The 17,467-nt window shown below is 71.8% G+C and carries 16 protein-coding genes; 4 read left to right on the top strand and 12 right to left on the bottom strand.

What is annotated here, in order from left to right; genetic code table 11:
• Positions 1-338: 338 nt before the first annotated feature.
• Positions 339-1,607: a tyrosine--tRNA ligase gene (gene tyrS, locus JAN01S_RS11180; RefSeq protein ID WP_068318138.1), complete on the bottom strand. Its 1,269-nt coding sequence runs from the start codon at positions 1,605-1,607 to the stop codon at positions 339-341.
• Between the two features lie 143 nt (positions 1,608-1,750).
• Between tyrS and JAN01S_RS16670 the strand changes: the two genes are divergently transcribed.
• Together JAN01S_RS16670 and bfr are read left to right on the top strand one after the other, a co-directional pair.
• Positions 1,751-2,008 (top strand): (2Fe-2S)-binding protein, encoded by a 258-nt coding sequence (locus tag JAN01S_RS16670; protein ID WP_306305662.1) that lies wholly within the window; start codon positions 1,751-1,753, stop codon positions 2,006-2,008.
• Positions 1,995-2,483: a bacterioferritin gene (gene bfr, locus JAN01S_RS11175; RefSeq protein ID WP_068318123.1), complete on the top strand. Its 489-nt coding sequence runs from the start codon at positions 1,995-1,997 to the stop codon at positions 2,481-2,483. The genes JAN01S_RS16670 and bfr overlap by 14 nt, the downstream gene beginning before the upstream one ends.
• Here bfr and JAN01S_RS11170 read toward each other — a convergent pair.
• From JAN01S_RS11170 to JAN01S_RS11120, 11 genes are all read right to left on the bottom strand, one after another.
• Positions 2,470-3,093, bottom strand: a complete 624-nt coding sequence (locus tag JAN01S_RS11170; RefSeq protein WP_068318120.1) for a DNA-3-methyladenine glycosylase — start codon at positions 3,091-3,093, stop codon at positions 2,470-2,472. The genes bfr and JAN01S_RS11170 overlap by 14 nt on opposite strands.
• Before the next feature lie 3 nt (positions 3,094-3,096).
• A complete protein-coding gene (gene argH, locus JAN01S_RS11165; protein ID WP_068318116.1) occupies positions 3,097-4,542 on the bottom strand; it encodes an argininosuccinate lyase in 1,446 nt (481 codons plus the stop codon).
• Positions 4,539-5,051, bottom strand: coding sequence for an arginine repressor (locus JAN01S_RS11160; protein WP_068318112.1), 513 nt, complete (start codon positions 5,049-5,051; stop codon positions 4,539-4,541). The genes argH and JAN01S_RS11160 overlap by 4 nt, the downstream gene beginning before the upstream one ends.
• A complete protein-coding gene (argF, locus tag JAN01S_RS11155; RefSeq protein ID WP_068318109.1) occupies positions 5,048-5,986 on the bottom strand; it encodes an ornithine carbamoyltransferase in 939 nt (312 codons plus the stop codon). Before argF ends, JAN01S_RS11160 begins: the two co-directional genes overlap by 4 nt.
• Positions 5,983-7,188, bottom strand: a complete 1,206-nt coding sequence (locus tag JAN01S_RS11150; RefSeq protein WP_068318106.1) for an acetylornithine transaminase — start codon at positions 7,186-7,188, stop codon at positions 5,983-5,985. The genes argF and JAN01S_RS11150 overlap by 4 nt, the downstream gene beginning before the upstream one ends.
• Positions 7,185-8,141: an acetylglutamate kinase gene (gene argB, locus JAN01S_RS11145; protein ID WP_068318102.1), complete on the bottom strand. Its 957-nt coding sequence runs from the start codon at positions 8,139-8,141 to the stop codon at positions 7,185-7,187. Before argB ends, JAN01S_RS11150 begins: the two co-directional genes overlap by 4 nt.
• Before the next feature lie 9 nt (positions 8,142-8,150).
• The gene (gene argJ / locus JAN01S_RS11140; RefSeq protein ID WP_068318098.1) at positions 8,151-9,302 is read right to left on the bottom strand and encodes a bifunctional glutamate N-acetyltransferase/amino-acid acetyltransferase ArgJ; all 1,152 of its coding nucleotides are present in this window, start codon (positions 9,300-9,302) and stop codon (positions 8,151-8,153) included.
• Entirely contained in the window at positions 9,299-10,342 is a 1,044-nt protein-coding gene (gene argC / locus JAN01S_RS11135; protein ID WP_244884823.1) for an N-acetyl-gamma-glutamyl-phosphate reductase, read from the bottom strand. Before argC ends, argJ begins: the two co-directional genes overlap by 4 nt.
• 80 nt (positions 10,343-10,422) lie before the next feature.
• A complete protein-coding gene (gene pheT, locus JAN01S_RS11130) occupies positions 10,423-12,936 on the bottom strand; it encodes a phenylalanine--tRNA ligase subunit beta (RefSeq protein WP_068318090.1) in 2,514 nt (837 codons plus the stop codon).
• Positions 12,936-14,030, bottom strand: a complete 1,095-nt coding sequence (gene pheS / locus JAN01S_RS11125) for a phenylalanine--tRNA ligase subunit alpha (protein ID WP_068318087.1) — start codon at positions 14,028-14,030, stop codon at positions 12,936-12,938. Before pheS ends, pheT begins: the two co-directional genes overlap by 1 nt.
• A gap of 50 nt (positions 14,031-14,080) precedes the next feature.
• The gene (locus JAN01S_RS11120; RefSeq protein ID WP_068318084.1) at positions 14,081-15,289 is read right to left on the bottom strand and encodes a hypothetical protein; all 1,209 of its coding nucleotides are present in this window, start codon (positions 15,287-15,289) and stop codon (positions 14,081-14,083) included.
• 98 nt (positions 15,290-15,387) lie between these two features.
• Here JAN01S_RS11120 and JAN01S_RS11115 point away from each other — a divergent pair, with 98 nt between their 5' ends.
• Together JAN01S_RS11115 and JAN01S_RS11110 are read left to right on the top strand one after the other, a co-directional pair.
• Entirely contained in the window at positions 15,388-15,834 is a 447-nt protein-coding gene (locus JAN01S_RS11115; protein WP_275888017.1) for a Fur family transcriptional regulator, read from the top strand.
• 41 nt (positions 15,835-15,875) lie between these two features.
• Positions 15,876-17,435 (top strand): catalase, encoded by a 1,560-nt coding sequence (locus JAN01S_RS11110; RefSeq protein WP_068318081.1) that lies wholly within the window; start codon positions 15,876-15,878, stop codon positions 17,433-17,435.
• The last annotated feature ends 32 nt before the right edge of the window (positions 17,436-17,467 follow it).

Genomic DNA, 17,467 nt, shown 5'->3' with positions numbered 1-17,467 from the left:
CCTACTACTGTGATCGTCGCGGGTCAAACTCGCGATGTCCTTGCGGATCGATCTGCGGGTCTGTCGCCTGCGGCGATCTCCCACACTAGCAGTCGAGCTGCTGTGCTTCCAAGTCCGTCCTCGTGGCACCGAAGTGCCTGGTGACTCGCTCGGAGTGGGGTGTCAGCTCGGTGGGACCGGCCTGCTTGGTGCGACCCTGCAAGGGCCGCCGCGTGGTGTCCGTTCCTCCCTCTCGGGCTGACGTCGAGAACATTAGAACACCGCTGGGGCAGAAACCAAATCGGGGGCGGATCCCCCGGAAAATCAAGGGTTCCGCCCCCGAAGGGTGCGCTGAGGCGTCAGGCCTGACGGGCCGCGGCGAGGTTCTTGCGACCACGGCGCAGGATCGCCACCCGGCCATGGAGGTAGTCCCCCGGCCCGAGGGTGTGTGCCTCATCGGAGACCTTGGCACCGTTGACCGACACAGCGCCGTCCGAGATGGCCCGCCGCGCGGCCTTCTTGGAGTCGACGAGGCCGGCCGCGACGAGCGCATCGAGGACACCGGTGCCCACCGGCACGTCGGCGCCCGGCAGCTCGGCCGTCGCGTCGAGGAGTGTGCGCTCATCCAGGGCCGCGAGGTCGCCCTTGCCGAAGAGCGCCTCCGAGGCCGCCTGAACCGACGCCGTCGCCTCGGCCCCGTGGACGAGGGTCGTCATGTCCGCCGCGAGCGCCTTCTGGGCCGCGCGTCGGTGCGGCTCGTCCGCGACGAGTCGCTCCAGCTCCGCGATGTCCTCCCGGCTGCGGTCGGTGAAGACCTTGAGCAGCTTGACCACCGATGCGTCCTCGACGTTGAGGAAGTACTGGTAGAAGGCGTACGGGCTGGTCATGTCGGCCGACAGCCAAATGGCATTGCCCTCGGACTTGCCGTACTTGACCCCGTGTGAGTCGGTGAGCAGGGGCGAGGTCAGCGCATGGACCGACACTCCCTCCGTGCGGTGGATGAGGTCGACGCCGGCGGTGAGGTTGCCCCACTGGTCCGATCCCCCGAGCTGGAGGGTGCACCGGTGCTGGCGGTAGAGCTCGAGGTAGTCGAGGGCCTGCAGGAGCTGGTAGCTGAACTCGGTGTAGGAGATGCCCTCCTGGCTCTCCAGACGAGCCGAGATGGCGTCCTTGCGGATCATCTGGTTGACGCGGAAGTGCTTGCCGATGTCGCGCAGGAAGTCCAGCGCGCTCATCGGCGCCGTCCAGTCGAGGTTGTCGACGAGGATCGCCGGGTGCTGGGTCTGCGTCCCCTCGAAGTCGAGGAAGGGACGGACCAGCTCCTTGATGCGGGCCACGTTCTGCGCCGTGTGCTCCTTGGTGCGCAGCTGCCGCTCGCTCGTCGGCTTCGGGTCGCCGATCAGGCCCGTCGAGCCCCCGACGAGGCAGATGACCTTGTGGCCGGCGCGCTGCAGCCGACGCAGGGCGACGAGCTGGACGAAGTTGCCGAAGTGGAGCGAGGGCGCCGTCGGGTCGAAACCGCAATACACCGTGATCGGTCCGTCGGCGAGGGCCTGTCGCAGGGCCGTCTCGTCGGTGGTCTGGGCCACCGCTCCGCGCCACTGCAGCTCGTCGAGGATGTCGGTCACGGTCGTCATCGGTCCTTCCGGGTGTCACGGGCACGCGATCACGCGCCCGTCACAGCCTGCCATGCCTCAGGCGGGCCCCCGGCAGGCGCACCGATCCGGCATGTGGAACACCCGGTGACAGCCGCCCCCTTCGACCGGATAAGGTGTGCCTCACCTCAGTGACCCGAAGGGAGCCTCACGTGATCGTGTGCCACTGCGCGGTCGTCGGTGACCGCGAGATCGCCGCGGCAGCCGCCGCCGGCGCCTCGACCCTCTCCCAGGTGTGCGCGAGCACCGGAGCGGGCCGCGATTGCGGGTCCTGTGTCTTCTCAGTACGTCGCATCCTCTGCGAGAGTGTGGGGAGTGAGACCGATCACGGTCTCTTCACCACGTCCGCGGAGGTAGACCGTGCAGCCAGTTGATCCCCGAGTCGTCACGCTCCTGAACGAGGCCCTCACCCTCGAGCTCACCGTCGTCAACGGCTACTTCCTCCACGCACGCATGCTCGACAACTGGGGCCTGCCGCGTCTGGGCAAGGTCTTCTACGACCTGTCCATCGGGGAGATGAAGGACGCGGACGAGCTCATCGAGCGCATCCTGATGTTCGACGGCCACCCCAACGTGCAGAAGCTCAACAACATCCCGATCGGCGAGGACGCCAAGGAGATGCTCGAGCTGGCCCTGGCCAGCGAGATCGTCGCCGTCAAGCAGTTCAACGCTGCGGCCCAGGAGTGCCACGACCTCGGCGACCACGCCACGGCAGCCATCTTCGAGGAGATGGCCCGCGACGAGGAGCAGCACGCCGACTGGTTCGAGGCACAGCTCGACGCCGTCGCCCGCGTGGGTCTGGAGAACTACCTGGCGCAGCAGGTCGACGTCGGGGTCAACCCCGCCTGACCTTGCCGGGGCGGTAGGTCGAGACGGTCGGCTCGCCCTCGATCCAGAACCGCCACGGGTACGTCGCACCGTCACCCCCGGGGCCGGAGACCCCGACCCGGGGACCCGTGCGCACGCGTGCGTCGTCGACGGGGTCGGCCGGTGCCGTCAGGACGAAGGGGGATCCCCGCCCGACGAGGGCCGCGCCGTTGTCGTCGCCGTGCAGCCCGAGCGCGACGGTCAGGCGCCCCGGACCGCGCGCGAGGTCCCGTTCACGTACGTCCGGGCGTCGCGCGGCCACGATGTCGTGCCCGGCGACGACCTCACCGGCACGCAGGAGGACGGCGGCGCACTCCCCCTTCGTCCCGCAGACGATGTTGGCGCACCAGTGGATGCCGTACGAGCGGTAGACGTAGAGGTGACCCGGAGGTCCGAACATCACCTCGGTCCGCGGGGTCATGCCGCGGTAGCCGTGCGACCCGGGGTCGCCGGTCCCCCAGTAGGCCTCGACCTCCGTCAGCCGCAGGGTCACGGGGCCGGCGACGAGGTGGGTGCCGAGCAGGGACCGGGCGACGGACAGGGGGTCGCGGGCCAGGTCGGCCCTGGTCCATCGACGCGCCCGGCCCGCCATCCCTCAGCGGGCCTCGATGCGGCTCGCGGCGAACCCGCCGAGCTCGTCGAGCAGGGCGGCCGCACGATCGAGCTGCTCGGTGACCCGCGCCGGGGCGGTGCCACCCTTGGCATCACGCGAGGCGAGCGAGCCCTCGACCGAGAGCACCTCGCGCACACCGGGAGTGAGGTGCTCGCTGATCCCGGCGAGGTCGGCGTCGGTGAGGTCCCACAGCTCGATCCCGCGCTCCTCGCAGACCCGCACGCAGGCCCCGGCGACCTCGTGGGCGATGCGGAAGGGCACGCCCTGTCGCACGAGCCATTCGGCGACGTCCGTGGCGAGCGAGAAGCCCTGCGGGGCGAGCGAGGCCATCCGCTCGCCGTGGTAGGTCATCGTCGCGACCATGCCGGAGAAGGCGGGCAGCAGGACCTCGAGCGTGTCGACGGCGTCGAAGACCGGCTCCTTGTCCTCCTGCAGGTCGCGGTTGTACGCCAGCGGGAGCGCCTTGAGCGTCGTCATGAGCCCGGCGAGGTCGCCGACCAGCCGCCCGGCCTTGCCGCGGGCGAGCTCGGCGACGTCGGGGTTCTTCTTCTGCGGCATGATGCTCGACCCGGTGGAGAACGCGTCGTCGAGCGTGACGAAGGAGAACTCCTTGGTCGCCCAGAGGATGACCTCCTCGGCCAGCCGCGAGACGTCCACCGCGGTCATCGCCGCGACGAAGCAGAACTCGGCGACGAAGTCCCGGGAGGCCGTGCCGTCGATGGAGTTGTCGACCGCGCCCGCGAAGCCCAGGTCGGCCGCGACCGCCTCCGGGTCCAGCCCGAGGGAGGAGCCCGCGAGGGCGCCGGATCCGTAGGGGCTGAGCGAGGTCCGCGCGTCCCAGTCGACGAAGCGCTGCACGTCGCGCAGCAGCGCCCACGCATGGGCGAGCAGATGGTGGCTCAGGAGCACCGGCTGCGCGTGCTGCAGGTGGGTGCGACCGGGCATGGCGACGTCGATGTGCTCACGCGACTGGTCGACCAGGGCCCGCACGACATCGAGGACGAGGCCGGAGACGATGCGCGCGTGGTCGCGCAGGTACATCCGGAAGAGGGTGGCGACCTGGTCGTTGCGCGAGCGGCCCGCGCGCAGGCGCCCACCGACGTCGGCCCCGGCCCGCTCGATGAGTCCGCGCTCGAGCGCGGTGTGCACGTCCTCGTCGTCCTCCGCCGGGACGAAGGCGCCCGACTCGACGTCAGCGGCCAGCCGCTCCAGCGCGGCGAGCATCGCCTCGAGGGTCGGGTCGTCGAGCAGGGCCGCGCCGTGCAGGACCCGGGCGTGGGCGCGCGAGCCGGCGATGTCGTACGGGGCCAGCCGCCAGTCGAAGTGCGTCGACTTGCTCAGCGCGGCCAGCGCGTCGCTCGGTCCCCCGGCGAAGCGCCCACCCCACAGGCTCACCCGCTCCGACGTCGTGGTCTGGTCCTGGCTCACGGTGCCTCCTGGCTGTCGGTGGTCTGGGCCAGGCCCAGCAGATGTGTGGTGAGGGTGGCGCCCTGGTCGGGCCCGCCGGTGATGACCATGATCGTGTCATCCCCCGCGATGGTGCCGAGGACCTCGGGCAGGCGCGCGTGGTCGATGGCCGAGGCGAGGTAGTTGGCCGCCCCCGGTGGCGTGCGCACGACGACGAGCTGGGCGCTCGCCCTGGCGGTGACGAGCAGCTCCTCGCACAGGCGCCGCAGGCGACCGTCGATCTCTGCGGGGTCCACGGCGGCGCGGGGGGTGCGGTCACCCCCTTCGCCCGGGATGGCGTAGACGAGGTCGCGGCCGACGCGCACCTTTTCGGCGCGCAGCTCGAGCAGGTCGCGCGAGAGGGTCGCCTGGGTGACCTCGATGCCGTCCTCGGAGAGCAGGGCGAGCAGCTCGGTCTGGCTGCGCACCGCGTGCTCGCGCAGCAGCTCGGTGATGCGTGCCTGCCGCCCCGGCCGGGTGGCCGCGATCATGACGAGGCGCGCAGCAGGAAGGTGAGCAGTGCCTTCTGCGCGTGGAGCCGGTTCTCGGCCTCGTCCCAGACGACCGACTGCGGCCCGTCGATGACGTCCGCCTCGATCTCGAGGCCGCGGTAGGCGGGCAGGCAGTGCAGGACGACGGCGTCGCCCGCGGCGTGGCCGAGCAGCTGCCGCGTGACGGCGAAGGGGGCGAAGGGCGAGGACTGGCCGGTGCGGTCGCCCTTCTCCCCCTCCATGCCCATCGAGACCCAGGTGTCGGTGGCGACGACGTCGGCCCCGGAGACGGCCGCGACAGGGTCGTCGGTGACGACGACGGAGCCGCCCTGCTCGGCCGCGATGCGCTCCGCGCGGGCGAGCACGTCGGCCGCCGGCTGGTGCGTGGCGGGCGTGCCGATGCGCACGTGCATGCCGGCGAGGGCGCAGGCGAGCAGGTACGAGTGGGCCATGTTGTTGGCGCCGTCGCCGACGTAGGCGATGGTGCGACCGGCCGTGCCGCCCTTGTGCTCACGGATCGTCAGCAGGTCGGCGAGCAGCTGGCACGGGTGGTAGTCGTCGGTCAGGGCGTTGACGACCGGGACGTCGACGTGGTCGGCCATCTCCTGCAGCCGGTCCTGTCCGTGCGTGCGCCAGACGATCGCGCTGACCTGTCGGCCCACGACCCGGGCGACGTCGGCGATGGACTCGCGGGTGCCGATCTGCGCCAGGTTGCCGTCCACGACCATCGGGTACCCGCCGAGCTCGGCGACGCCGGTCGTGAAGGACAGCTGCGTGCGCAGCGTCGGCTTGTCGAAGATGATCGCCACGGCCTGCGGGCCGGCGAGCGGCCGCTCGGCGTGGCGGTCGGCCTTGAGCGCGGCAGCGAGGTCGAGGACCTCGGCCTGCTCCTCGGCCGTGAGGTCGTCGTCGGCGAGCAGGTGGCGGACGGTCATGCGGTCTCCTTGACGGCCTCGTCGAGGATCGCCGGGAGGGCGTCGACGAAGGTGGCGAGCTGGTCGGTGGTCACGACGAGCGGCGGCGCGAGCCGCAGCGCGTCGGGTGCCACGGGGTTGATGATGAAGCCGTGCCGACGCGCGGCGAGTGCGGCCGCCGGGGCGAGCGGCTGGGCGAGGGTGACGGCACGCAGGAGGCCGGCGCCACGCACCCCCGTCACGAGCGGGTGGCCCAGCGCGGCGACGCGGTCGACGAGGAAGTCCCCGGCGGTCACGGCGTGCTCAATGAGGCCCTCGGACTCGATGGTGGCCAGGACCGCCAGGGCCGCACTGCAGGCGAGCGGGTTGCCGCCGAAGGTCGAGCCGTGCTGGCCCGCGGTGAGCAGCCCGGTCACCTCGGGTCCGAAGGTCACGAGGCCTCCGATCGGCACTCCCCCGCCGAGTCCCTTGGCGACGGTGATCGCGTCCGGGACGACACTTTCGAGCTGGTGCGCGAACCACGCACCGGTGCGGCCGATGCCGGTCTGGATCTCGTCGAGGACGAGCAGCGCGCCCGCGTCACGGGTGATCTCCCGGGCGGCCGCAAGGTACCCCTCGGGCGGACGGACCACCCCGGCCTCTCCCTGGATCGGCTCGAGCAGGACCATCGCCGTGTCCGGTCCAACGGCCGCCCGCAGCGCGTCGAGGTCGCCGGGCTCGACGTGCGTCACGCCGGGCAGCAGCGGTTCGAAGGGGGCGCGGTAGGCCTCCTTGTGGGTCAGGCTGACCGCACCCGTCGTGCGGCCGTGGAAGGCGCCGCCGACGGCGACGATCCCGGTGCGGCCGGTACGACGGGAGAGCTTGATCGCGGTCTCGACGGCCTCGGACCCGCTGTTGCAGAAGAAGACCCCGGAGCCCTCGGGCGCCTGCGCGATGCGCAGGACCGCCTCGGCCGCCTCGATCTGCGCGGTGGTGGTGAAGAAGTTGCTGACGTGGACCAGCTCGCCGGCCTGCTTGGAGATCGCGGCGACGAGCTCGGGGTGCCCGTGGCCGAGCGCGTTGACGGCGATGCCACCCAGCAGGTCGAGGTAGCGGTTGCCGTCGACGTCCCAGACGTGGGCGCCCTCCCCGCGGGCGAGGACGAGCCCGGGCAGGCCGAAGACGCCGATGTGGCTGGCGCGGTAGCGCTCGAGGAGCGCCTGCTGTGCGGCGGAGACGGTCATGAGGGGCTCCCTTCGCCCTGCTCGTCGTCGTCCTCGTCGGGCAGGATCATCGTCCCGAAGCCCTCGGAGGTGAACAGCTCGAGGAGCATCGAGTGCGGCTGCCGCCCGTCGACGACGTGCGCCTGCGGCACCCCCTGGCTGACCGCGCGGATGCAGGCCTCGAGCTTGGGGATCATGCCGGAGTCGACCCTGGCGAGCAGCTCGCGGGCGCCCGAGGCGGTCAGGTGCGACAGGAGGGAGTCGCGGTCGGGCCAGTCGGCGTAGATGCCGTCGACGTCGGTGAGCACGACGAGCTTGTGCGCCCGGAGCGCGACCGCCAGTGCCGCAGCGGCGGTGTCGGCGTTGACGTTGAGCACCTGCCCCTCGGCGTCGAGGTCGGGGGCGATCGTCGAGACGACCGGGATGCGGCCGGCGTCGAGGATGTCGAGCACCGCTGCGGGGTCGACCGACTCGACGTCACCGACGAGGCCGATGTCGACCGGCTCACCGTCGATGACCACGCCCTTGCGCCGCCCGCCGAAGAGCCCGGCGTCCTCGCCGGAGAGCCCCACGGCGACCGGCCCGTGCTGGTTGAGCAGGCCCACGAGCTCGCGGCCGACCTGCCCGGTGAGGACCATGCGCACGACCTCCATGACCTCGGGGGTGGTGACGCGCAGGCCGCCCTTGAACTCGCTCTCGAGCCCGAGGCGGTCGAGCATCGCCTGGATCTGCGGCCCGCCACCGTGGACGACGACGGGTCGCAGCCCGGCGTAGCGCAGGAAGACGATGTCCTCGGCGAAGGCCGCCTTGAGCGAGTCGTCGGTCATCGCGTTGCCGCCGTACTTGATGACGACGAGGGCGCCGCGGAAGCGCTCGAGCCACGGGAGCGCCTCGACGAGGGTCGTCGCCTTGGTCTGGGCGACGCGCAGCGCCGCGGCGTCGATCGCGCCGCGCAGGGTGGAGTTGTCGGGCATCGCTGGTCCTCAGGTGGAGTAGGCGGAGTTCTCGTGGACGTAGTCGTGGGTGAGGTCGTTGGTCCAGACCGTCACCTCGTGGGAGCCGGCGTGCAGGTCGACCTCGACGCGCACCTCGCGCTGCTCGAGGTCGACGAGCGAGCGGTCCTCGCCGACGCCGCACGCGCGGCAGACCTGCACGCCGTTGATGGCGACGTCCAGGTCGCCGGGCTCGAAGGCCGCCCGCGTGGTCCCGACCGCGGCGAGCACCCGACCCCAGTTGGGGTCCTTGCCGAAGATCGCGCACTTGAAGAGGTTGTTGCGCGCGATGCTCCGAGCGACCTCGAGCCCGTCGTCCTCGCTCGCCGCGTTGCGCACGACGATCTCGATGTCGTGGGCCGCGCCCTCGGCGTCGCCGATGAGCTGGCGGGCGAGGTCGGCGCAGACCTCGCGCAGCGCCTCGGTGAGCTCGTCCCGCTCGACCCACACGCCGGAGGCGCCGGAGGCCATCGCGAGCACCGTGTCATTGGTGGACATGCACCCGTCGGAGTCGATCCGGTCGAAGGTGGTCCGCGTCGCCTCGCGCAGGGCCGCGTCGAGGTCCTCGGCGCTCGTCACGGCGTCCGTCGTCACGACGACGAGCATCGTGGCCAGGGCCGGGGCCAGCATGCCGGCCCCCTTCGCCATGCCGCCGACGCTCCATCCGGCACGGGCGCGCTCCGCCGTCTTGGCGACGGTGTCCGTCGTCATGATCGCCTCCGCGGCCGCGTCACCCCCGGTGTGCGAGAGCGCGTCCGCGGCGGCGGTGACGCCGGCGGTGAGTCGGTCCATGGGGAGCAGCTCGCCGATGAGTCCGGTGCTGCACACGACGACGTCACCGGCGGACACGCCCAGCGCGGCAGCGGTGTGCTCCGCCGTGGCGTGCGTGTCCTGGAAGCCCTGTGCGCCCGTGATGGCGTTGGCGCCACCGGAGTTGAGGACGACCGCGTCTGCCCGGCCGTCGGCGATGATCTGGCGCGACCACGTGACCGGGGCGGCCTCGACGCGGTTGGTCGTGAAGACCGCGGCCGCGTGGCGGTCCGGGCCGTCGTTGACGACGAGAGCGACGTCGGGCCGGCCGCTCGCCTTGAGGCCGGCGACCACGCCGGCGGCGCGGAATCCTGCAGGGGTCGTCGTGCTCACGGTGCCACTCCCGTCATCGGCAGCCCGGTGGTCTCGGGCAGACCGAGGGCGAGGTTCATGGACTGCACGGCGGCGCCGGCAGTCCCCTTGGTGAGGTTGTCCTCCGCGGCGATCGCGATGACGCGGCCACTGCGCTCGTCGAGGGCGACCTGGACGTGGACGAGGTTGGAGCCGAGCACGCTGCCGGTGTGCGGCCACTGCCCCTCGGGCAGCAGGTGGACGAAGGGCTCGTCGGCGTACGCGCTATCCCAGGCGGCGCGGACCGCGGCCGCGTCGGTGCCCGGCACGGCCCGGGCGGTGGTCGTCGCGAGGATGCCGCGTGGCATCGGCGCGAGGGTGGGGGTGAAGGACACGCTCGCCTCGGCCCCGGCGGCCAGGGCCAGGTTGCGCCGGATCTCGGGGGTGTGGCGGTGCCCGCCGCCGACGCCGTACGGGCTCATCGCGCCCATGACCTCGGCCCCGATGAGGTGCGGCTTGGTCGAGCGCCCGGCACCCGAGGTCCCGGACGCGGCCACGACGACGACGTCCTGCGGCTCGATGACCCCGGCCGCCAGGCCCGGGGCCAGCGCGAGGCTGACCGCCGTCGGGTAGCACCCGGGGACGGCGATGCGCCGCGCTCCCACGAGGTCATCGCGGTGCTTGCCGCCACCCGCCTTGACGAGCTCGGGCAGGCCGTAGGGCCAGGTGCCGGCGAAGGGGGTGTCGTAGAAGTCGGTCCAGTCCTGCTCGTCGTCGAGCCGGAAGTCGGCGCCGCAGTCGATGATCGTCACGTCGTCGGGCAGCTGCTGCGCGATGGCGGCCGAGTGGCCGTGCGGCAGCGCGAGGAAGACGACGTCATGGCCGGCGAGCACGTCCACCTCGGTGGGCTGCAGCACCCGGCCGGCGAGCGGCTGCAGGTGCGGGGCGAGGTCGCCCAGGCGCACCCCCGCGTTGCCCGAGGCGGTCAGGGCCCCGATCTCGATCTCTGGGTGGGCGAGCAGGAGGCGAGCGATCTCGGCTCCCGCGTAGCCACTGGCTCCGGCGATGGCTGCGGTGATCACAATGCATGACCATACGCTCAGGCGTTGAGTCATGCAAAAGCCGGTCCGCCGGGCGGGACGTGCCCGCCCGGCGGCAGGAGTCAGCGCTGCTGGGCCCCCGTGGCGCTGGTGGCGGCGGCCACCGCCTTGTCACGCAGGGAGGAGACCTCCTCGGTCTTGAGCGTCCGGTCCGCGCGGAAGGTCATCCGGTATGCGAGCGACTTGCGCCCCTCACCGACCTGGTCGCCGCGGTAGACGTCGAAGAGGGTGAGCGACTCGAGGTCCTCCCCCGCTCCGGAGCGCAGGGCAGCGGCGACGGCGGCCGCCGGGACGCCCTCGTCGATGACGAGCGCGACGTCGGTGTTGGCGACCGGCTGGGTCGACAGCTGGGAGGGACGCACCGGAGCCCCGGACGCGGCGACCACCGCATCGAGGTCGATCTCGGCGGCGACGGTCCGCTCGGGCAGCTCGAGCCGGGAGACGACCTTGGGGTGCAGCTCACCCGCGTACCCGACGACAGCGCCGCCGGGGATGCTCACCGCGACGCATCGGCCGGGGTGGAAGGGCTCGCGCTGCGCGGCCTCGACCTGTAGCTCCAGCCCGAGCGAGGCGCCGAGCGCCCGCACCCATCCCACGACGTCCGTGGCCTCGACGGCCCGGGCCGGACCGTGCGGACCGGCCGGCAGGGCAGCGCCGGCGGCGGCGATCGCGACATGGCGCGGCTGGGCCGGGACCCCGTCGGTGATCCGCGCGAGTGCCTGCGCGTCCGGCTTGGCGCCACCGGGCGGCAGCGGAAGGGGGGTGACCCCGCCCGCCGTCACCAGCCCGATCTCGTAGAGCGCGACGTCGCGGTGACCGCGGGAGACATTGCGCCGCAAGGTGTCGAGCAGCGTGTCGAGGATCGAGGTGCGCATGAGCGGCGCCTCGTCCTGCAGCGGGTTGGCCAACCGCACCGTCTCCCGACGGGCGTCGTCGGCGGCGTAGCCGAAGGCGTCGTGCCGGTCGGCCGAGGTGAAGGGGTAGGACAGCACCTCGACGAGCCCGGTCGCGGCGAGCGTGCGCGTGGCGACACGGCGGGCCCGCTGGCCGTGCGTCAGCCCACGCCCCGCGCTGGCGCGAGGCACGACCGACGGGATCTGGTCGTACCCGCGCACGCGGGCGACCTCCTCGACGAGGTCCGGGCCGTCGACGAGGTCGGGACGCCAGGTGGGCGGGGCGACGAGGAGGGACTCCCCTTCGTCGGTCACCGTGCACCCGATCGCGGTGAGGCTCGCGATGACCTCGTCGCGCGGGTAGTCCAGGCCGATGTACCGGGTCGGCAGCTGCGGGTCGAGCCGGATGGGCTGCGGCAGCGCGGGCTCCCCCACGTCGGTCGCGGTCGTGTCGGCGCTCCCGCCACCGTGCTCGACGAGCAGGTCGACGGCCAGCTGAGCGGCGGCCGCGGTGACGGCCGGGTCGACCCCGCGCTCGAAGCGCTTGGACGCCTCGGTCGACAGCCGGTGCCGGCGGGCGGACCGGGCGACCGTGACCGGGTCGAAGTGCGCCGCCTCGACGAGGACGTTGACTGTCGACGCGGTGACCTCACTCGTCTCGCCCCCCATGACGCCGGCGATCGCGAGCGGCGTGCTGCCGCCGTCGGTGATGAGCAGGTCGGTGGGGTCGAGCGTGCGCTCGACGTCGTCGAGGGTCCTGAGCGTCTCGCCGGTCCGCGCACGACGCACCTCGATGGCGCCCGAGAGGGTGTCGAGGTCGAAGGCGTGCAGCGGCTGCCCGAGCAGCATCATCACGTAGTTGGTGACGTCGACCGCCAGCGAGATCGGGCGCATCCCGACCTCGGTCAGGCGGCGCTGCATCCACTCCGGCGACGAGGCCGTGGCGTCGATGCCGCGCACGACGCGCGCGACGTAGCGGTCGCACCCGGGCACACCGTCGACCGGAGCGTCGTCGGACAGGCGCACCTCGTAGCCGGGGCCGGACGCCGGTGCGACCGGCAGGTCCGCCGGGTCGACGAAGGGGGTCCCCGCGGACAGTGCGTACTCGCGCGCGATCCCGCGCATGGAGAAGCAGTACCCGCGGTCGGGGGTCACGTTGACCTCGACCGTCTCGGAGTCGAGGCCGAGGACCGGGATGAGGTCGTCGCCGGGTACCAGCCCGCTGACGACGTCGGCCGGCAGCTGCTCGGTGAGCACGATGATCCCGTCGTGGTCCTCGCCCAGGCCCAGCTCCATCGCGGAGCAGATCATCCCGGCGCTCACGTGCCCGTAGGTCTTGCGCGCGGAGATCTCGAAGTTCCCGGGCAGCACACCGCCGGGCAGGATGACCGCGACGAGGTCGCCGGCGTCGAAGTTGTGCGCACCGCAGACGATGCCCTGCGGCTCGCCGGTCCCGTTGGCGGCACCGACGTCCACCTGGCACCAGTTGATCGTCTTGCCGTTCTTCTGCTCCTCGGGAGTGCGCTCGAGGACGCGTCCCACGACGAGGGGGCCGGTGACGTCCCCGCCGAGGATGTCCTCCTCCTCGAGGCCCACGCGCACGAGCGTGGCGGCGACGTCCACCCCCTTCGCCTGCGGGTCGACCTCGGTCAGCTCACGGAGCCACTCGATGGGTGCCCGCATCAGATCTCCATCCCGAACGCGGCCGAGAAGCGCACGTCTCCCTCGATGATGTCGCGCATGTCGGCGACGCCGTGGCGCAGCATGAGCGAGCGCTCGATGCCCAGGCCGAAGGCGAAGCCGGTGTACTCGTCCGGGTCGATCCCGGACGCGGCGAGCACGCGGCGGTTGACCATGCCCGAGCCGCCGAGCTCGATCCAGCCGGTGCCACCACACGTGCGGCAGGCGCTGTCCTCGCCGCGGCAGACCCAGCACTGGCAGTCGATCTCGGCGCTCGGCTCGGTGAAGGGGAAGTAGTTCGGCCGCAGGCGCGTGACGATGCCCTCGCCGAAGAGGCCCTGGACGAAGGTGTCGAGAGCGCCGCGCAGGTGGGCCATCGTGATGCCCTTGTCGACGACGAGTCCCTCGAACTGGTGGAAGACCGGCGTGTGCGTCGCGTCGAGGTCGTCGGTGCGGAAGACCTTGCCCGGGCACAGCACGTAGATCGGCGGTTCGCGGTCGAGCATGGTGCGCACCTGCACCGGCGAGGTGTGCGTGCGCAGGACGACGCCGGCGTCGGCCGGCTCGACGAAGAAGGTGTCCTGCTCCCCGCGGGCCGGGTGGTCGGGACCGATGTTGAGCGCGTCGAAGGTCAGCCACTCGGACTCGATCTCCGGGCCCTCGGCGATCTCCCAGCCCATGCCGACGAAGATGTCCTCGACGCGCTCGGTGACGAGGCTGATCGGGTGGCGCGCACCGAGTCGCTGGTGGGGGCTCGGGACGGTCAGGTCGAGGGTCTCCTCGACGAGGATCCGCTCGTCACGCTCCGCCTCGAGCTCGGCCTGCCGGGCCGTGAAGGCCTGACCGACCCGGCCGCGGGCCTGGCCAACGCGCTTGCCGGCCTCGGCCTTGGCGCTCGGCGGCAGGGCGCCGATCTCGCGGTTGGCCAGCGCGAGCGGGCTCTTGTCGCCCTGGTGCGCACCGCGGATCCGCTTGAGCTCGTCGAGGGTCGTCGCCGTAGCGACCGCAGCGAGCGCCGCCGTCACGGCGTCGTCGATCGCCTGCGGGTCGAGCGCCGCGACCTCGACCGGGTCGTAGTTGGTGTTGGGTCCTGACACGAGGCCCGAGTCTACGGCGGGACGAAGGGGGCCCACACCCGGGTTTGGCGTCAGGAGGGCAGGTCGTGCGTCTGCAGGTCGTCCTCGGGGTCGACCGGCTGCTCGATGAAGTTCGGCTTCCACGGCGAGTCGGAGTCGATGACCTCCTGCCGGTACGGGGCGGACCCGGACTCGGACGTGATGACCAGCTCGCCGTCGCGGATCACCAGACCCTGCGAGAGCGGACTGAGGTCGCCCTCCTCATGGAACTCGTTGCTGCCACGGTCGATCCGGATGAGCGTCGACGGGTCATCCGCCCCGTGGCTCTGGGTCACGTAGAAGTTCTCGCCGTCCGTGACGACTCCCTGGATGTTGTTCGGCGCCACCCATTCGTTCGTCGGGTCCCAGTCGGCACCCTCGGCCGGGAGGCCACCGCCGTCGCCGAGGTCGAACTCGTAGATCTTCCCCGGCTCGCCGTCGTTGTAGTCGCCGACGTACAACGTGCCGTCGTGGCTCGTCACCGTCGAGGCCGTGGGGAGGGAGTGGCGGGAGATGGGCTCCACGACCTCGTCCTCGCCGGCTGCGCGCAGGTCCTCGAGCGAGTAGTGCTCGACGTGGGGGCCCTCGGTGATCGGCTCGCCCTCGTCGTCGTACCCGGTCACCCGGCCGTTGCCGGTGACGTACACGTTGTCGCCGTCGACGGTCACCCCGCCGTAGTGGTCATTGCCCTCGAGGTGGACGTACTGGACGGGCCCGCCGTCGGCCGGCTGGATCGCGAGCACGCCCTCCTGGCCGTTGTCGTGGTTGTAGAGCGAGTGGACGTACACGTCCTGCTCCTCGCTGTACCCGAGTCCCTGGGGTGTCCACGGCTTCCCGTCGTCCGGGATCGGGATCGGGAGCTGCGACTGGTCCGAGTCGCTGTGCGGCACCCGGTCACCCGGCGACGGCGGTGGGACGTGCCGAGCCGGCGAGGCCGCCGGGCCACGTGCGCCGGGCCCGGCTGCGCCCCCTTCGCCACTGCTGTCGCGCTGCTGCTGCGCCTGCTCCCTGGCCCGCTCCCCCACGGCCCGCAGGAGCTGTGCGGCCGACTCCAGCTGCTGCTGTGCGCCACGCCAGTCCTCCCCGAAGACCTCCAGGTCGGGGCCGGCCCACGCGTCCACCAGCACGGCGACACCCGAGGCGCCCGTCCCGGAGATCGTCTCCACCCGGTCGGCCTGCGCCCGCAGGGCGTCGGCGATGCCGTCAAGCACGTCGGGGTCGTTGCCATGGGTCACCGTCATGACCGTCCACCCTAGGTTCGGCACCGGCATCCGGCGATGGGGACGACTCCCCCGCCTTATCTTGACTGATTCAAGTTCTGGTGGGATTCTGGAGGGCAATGGCGACCATGATCGAGACCGAGACCGCTGCGGAGCTGCTCCGCGGCCACTCCCTGCGCGTCACCGCCCCCCGGGTGGCCGTGCTCCGGGAGCTGTCGGCGATCCCGCACGCCGATGTCGACACCATCGCCCGCGCCACCCGCGAGCGGCTCGGCTCGGTGAGCACGCAGGCGATCTACGACATCCTCGCCGCCCTGTCCGCCAACGGCCTCGTGCGCAAGTTCGAGCCCGCCGGGCACCCCGCGCGCTTCGAGCTGGAGCTCGGCGACAACCACCACCACCTCGTGTGCCGTACGTGCGGCACGATGATCGATGTCGAGTGCGCTCCCGGCAAGGCGCCGTGCCTCGACGCCGCCGACGACCACGGCTTCGCCATCGACGAGGCCGAGGTCATCTACTGGGGCACCTGCCCCACCTGCGCGACCGAGGCGGCCGCCACCCACTGACCAGCACTGCACCCCACCCCACAGAGAAAGAGGAGCAGCAGATGTCACCCACCCCTTCCACCCCGGAGCCGCGCTCGGACGCCCGGGGCACGCTCGATGTCTCAGGCCCCTCGACCCAGGTCAACGGAGCCCCGGCCGTCAGCGACCGCAACAGCCTCTCCGTCGGCAGCAACGGCCCCCTGCTGCTGCACGACACCCACCTGGTCGACATGCTCGCCCACTTCAACCGGGAGAACATCCCCGAGCGCAAGCCCCACGCCAAGGGGTCCGGCGCCTTCGGCCACTTCGAGACGACCGCCGACGTGTCGCAGTACACCAAGGCGGCCCTCTTCCAGCAGGGCGCGACCACCCGGATGCTCGCCCGCTTCTCCACCGTCGCCGGTGAGCTCGGGTCCCCCGACACGTGGCGTGACGTGCGCGGCTTCGCCCTGCGCTTCTACTCCTCCGAGGGCAACTTCGACCTCGTCGGCAACAACACGCCGATCTTCTTCCTGCGTGACCCGCTGAAGTTCCCCAACTTCATCCGCAGCCAGAAGCGCCTGCCCGACAGCGGTCTGCGCGACAACACGATGCAGTGGGACTTCTGGACGGCGCACCCCGAGTCCGCCCACCAGGTCACCTACCTCATGGGTGACCGCGGCCTGCCCCGCTCCTGGCGCCACATGAACGGCTACGGCAGCCACACCTACATGTGGGTCAACGCCTCCGGTGAGAGGTTCTGGGTCAAGTACCACTTCCACTCCCAGCAGGGCGTGGAGGGCCTCACGGGCGAGGCGGCCGACCGGATCGCCGGTCAGGACGCGGAGTTCCACCGTCGCGACCTCTTCGAGGCCATCGCGAGCGGTGACGCCCCGCAGTGGAAGCTGTCCGTGCAGGTCATGCCGTACGAGGACGCGAAGACCTACCGCTTCAACCCCTTCGACCTGACGAAGACCTGGTCGCACGCGGACTACCCGCTCATCGAGGTCGGCACGATGACCCTCGACGAGAACCCGGTCAACTTCTTCGCCCAGATCGACCAGGCAGCCTTCGCGCCGAGCAACACCGTCCCGGGCATCGGCTTCTCGCCCGACAAGATGCTGCTCGGTCGCGTCTTCGCCTATGCGGACGCCCACCGCGCCCGCATCGGGCCGAACTTCCACCAGCTGCCCGTCAACCGTCCGGCGATCGAGCACGAGAACCACTACTCGTTCGACGGTCCGATGCGCTACGAGCACTCCGGAGCGGCACCCACGTACGTGGGCAACAGCTTCGGTCGACCCACGGCCGACGAGCAGGGCCCGGTCGACGACGGGTGGGAGGCCGACGGCGAGATCGTGCGCTCGGCCTACCAGCTGCACGCCGAGGACGACGACTTCGGTCAGCCGGGCACGCTCGTGCGTGAGGTCTTCGACGACGCCCAGCGCGACCGTCTCGTGGCCACCGTCGTCGGCTCGCTCGCCGGCGTCGAGGACCCGGTGCTCTCGCGGGTCTTCGAGTACTGGACCAATGTCGACGCCACGATCGGCCAGCGCATCCGCGACGGCAAGGCTGCAGCGGACGAGTCGCCGGTGGACCCGGGCGAGGTCATCCCCCAGAAGAAGACCTTCGCCAGCACCTGACCCGGAGCCACGCACGACGTGGGGGCGCCACT

Source organism: Janibacter anophelis NBRC 107843, from assembly GCF_001570945.1.
Lineage (GTDB): Bacteria > Actinomycetota > Actinomycetes > Actinomycetales > Dermatophilaceae > Janibacter > Janibacter anophelis.
The sequence above is the reverse complement of the archived record's forward strand: the minus strand, read 5'-3'. Positions and strand labels throughout refer to the sequence as shown.

Coding starts and splice junctions, on each gene's coding strand:
- JAN01S_RS11170 (WP_068318120.1), bottom strand. CDS start 3,093: ATGGCGGGCCGGGCGCGTCGATGGACCAGGGCCGACCTGGCCCGCGAC.
- JAN01S_RS11160 (WP_068318112.1), bottom strand. CDS start 5,051: ATGATCGCGGCCACCCGGCCGGGGCGGCAGGCACGCATCACCGAGCTG.
- argF (WP_068318109.1), bottom strand. CDS start 5,986: ATGACCGTCCGCCACCTGCTCGCCGACGACGACCTCACGGCCGAGGAG.
- JAN01S_RS11150 (WP_068318106.1), bottom strand. CDS start 7,188: ATGACCGTCTCCGCCGCACAGCAGGCGCTCCTCGAGCGCTACCGCGCC.
- argB (WP_068318102.1), bottom strand. CDS start 8,141: ATGCCCGACAACTCCACCCTGCGCGGCGCGATCGACGCCGCGGCGCTG.
- pheT (WP_068318090.1), bottom strand. CDS start 12,936: ATGCGGGCACCCATCGAGTGGCTCCGTGAGCTGACCGAGGTCGACCCG.
- JAN01S_RS11120 (WP_068318084.1), bottom strand. CDS start 15,289: ATGACGGTGACCCATGGCAACGACCCCGACGTGCTTGACGGCATCGCC.
- JAN01S_RS11115 (WP_275888017.1), top strand. CDS start 15,388: ATGGCGACCATGATCGAGACCGAGACCGCTGCGGAGCTGCTCCGCGGC.
- JAN01S_RS11110 (WP_068318081.1), top strand. CDS start 15,876: ATGTCACCCACCCCTTCCACCCCGGAGCCGCGCTCGGACGCCCGGGGC.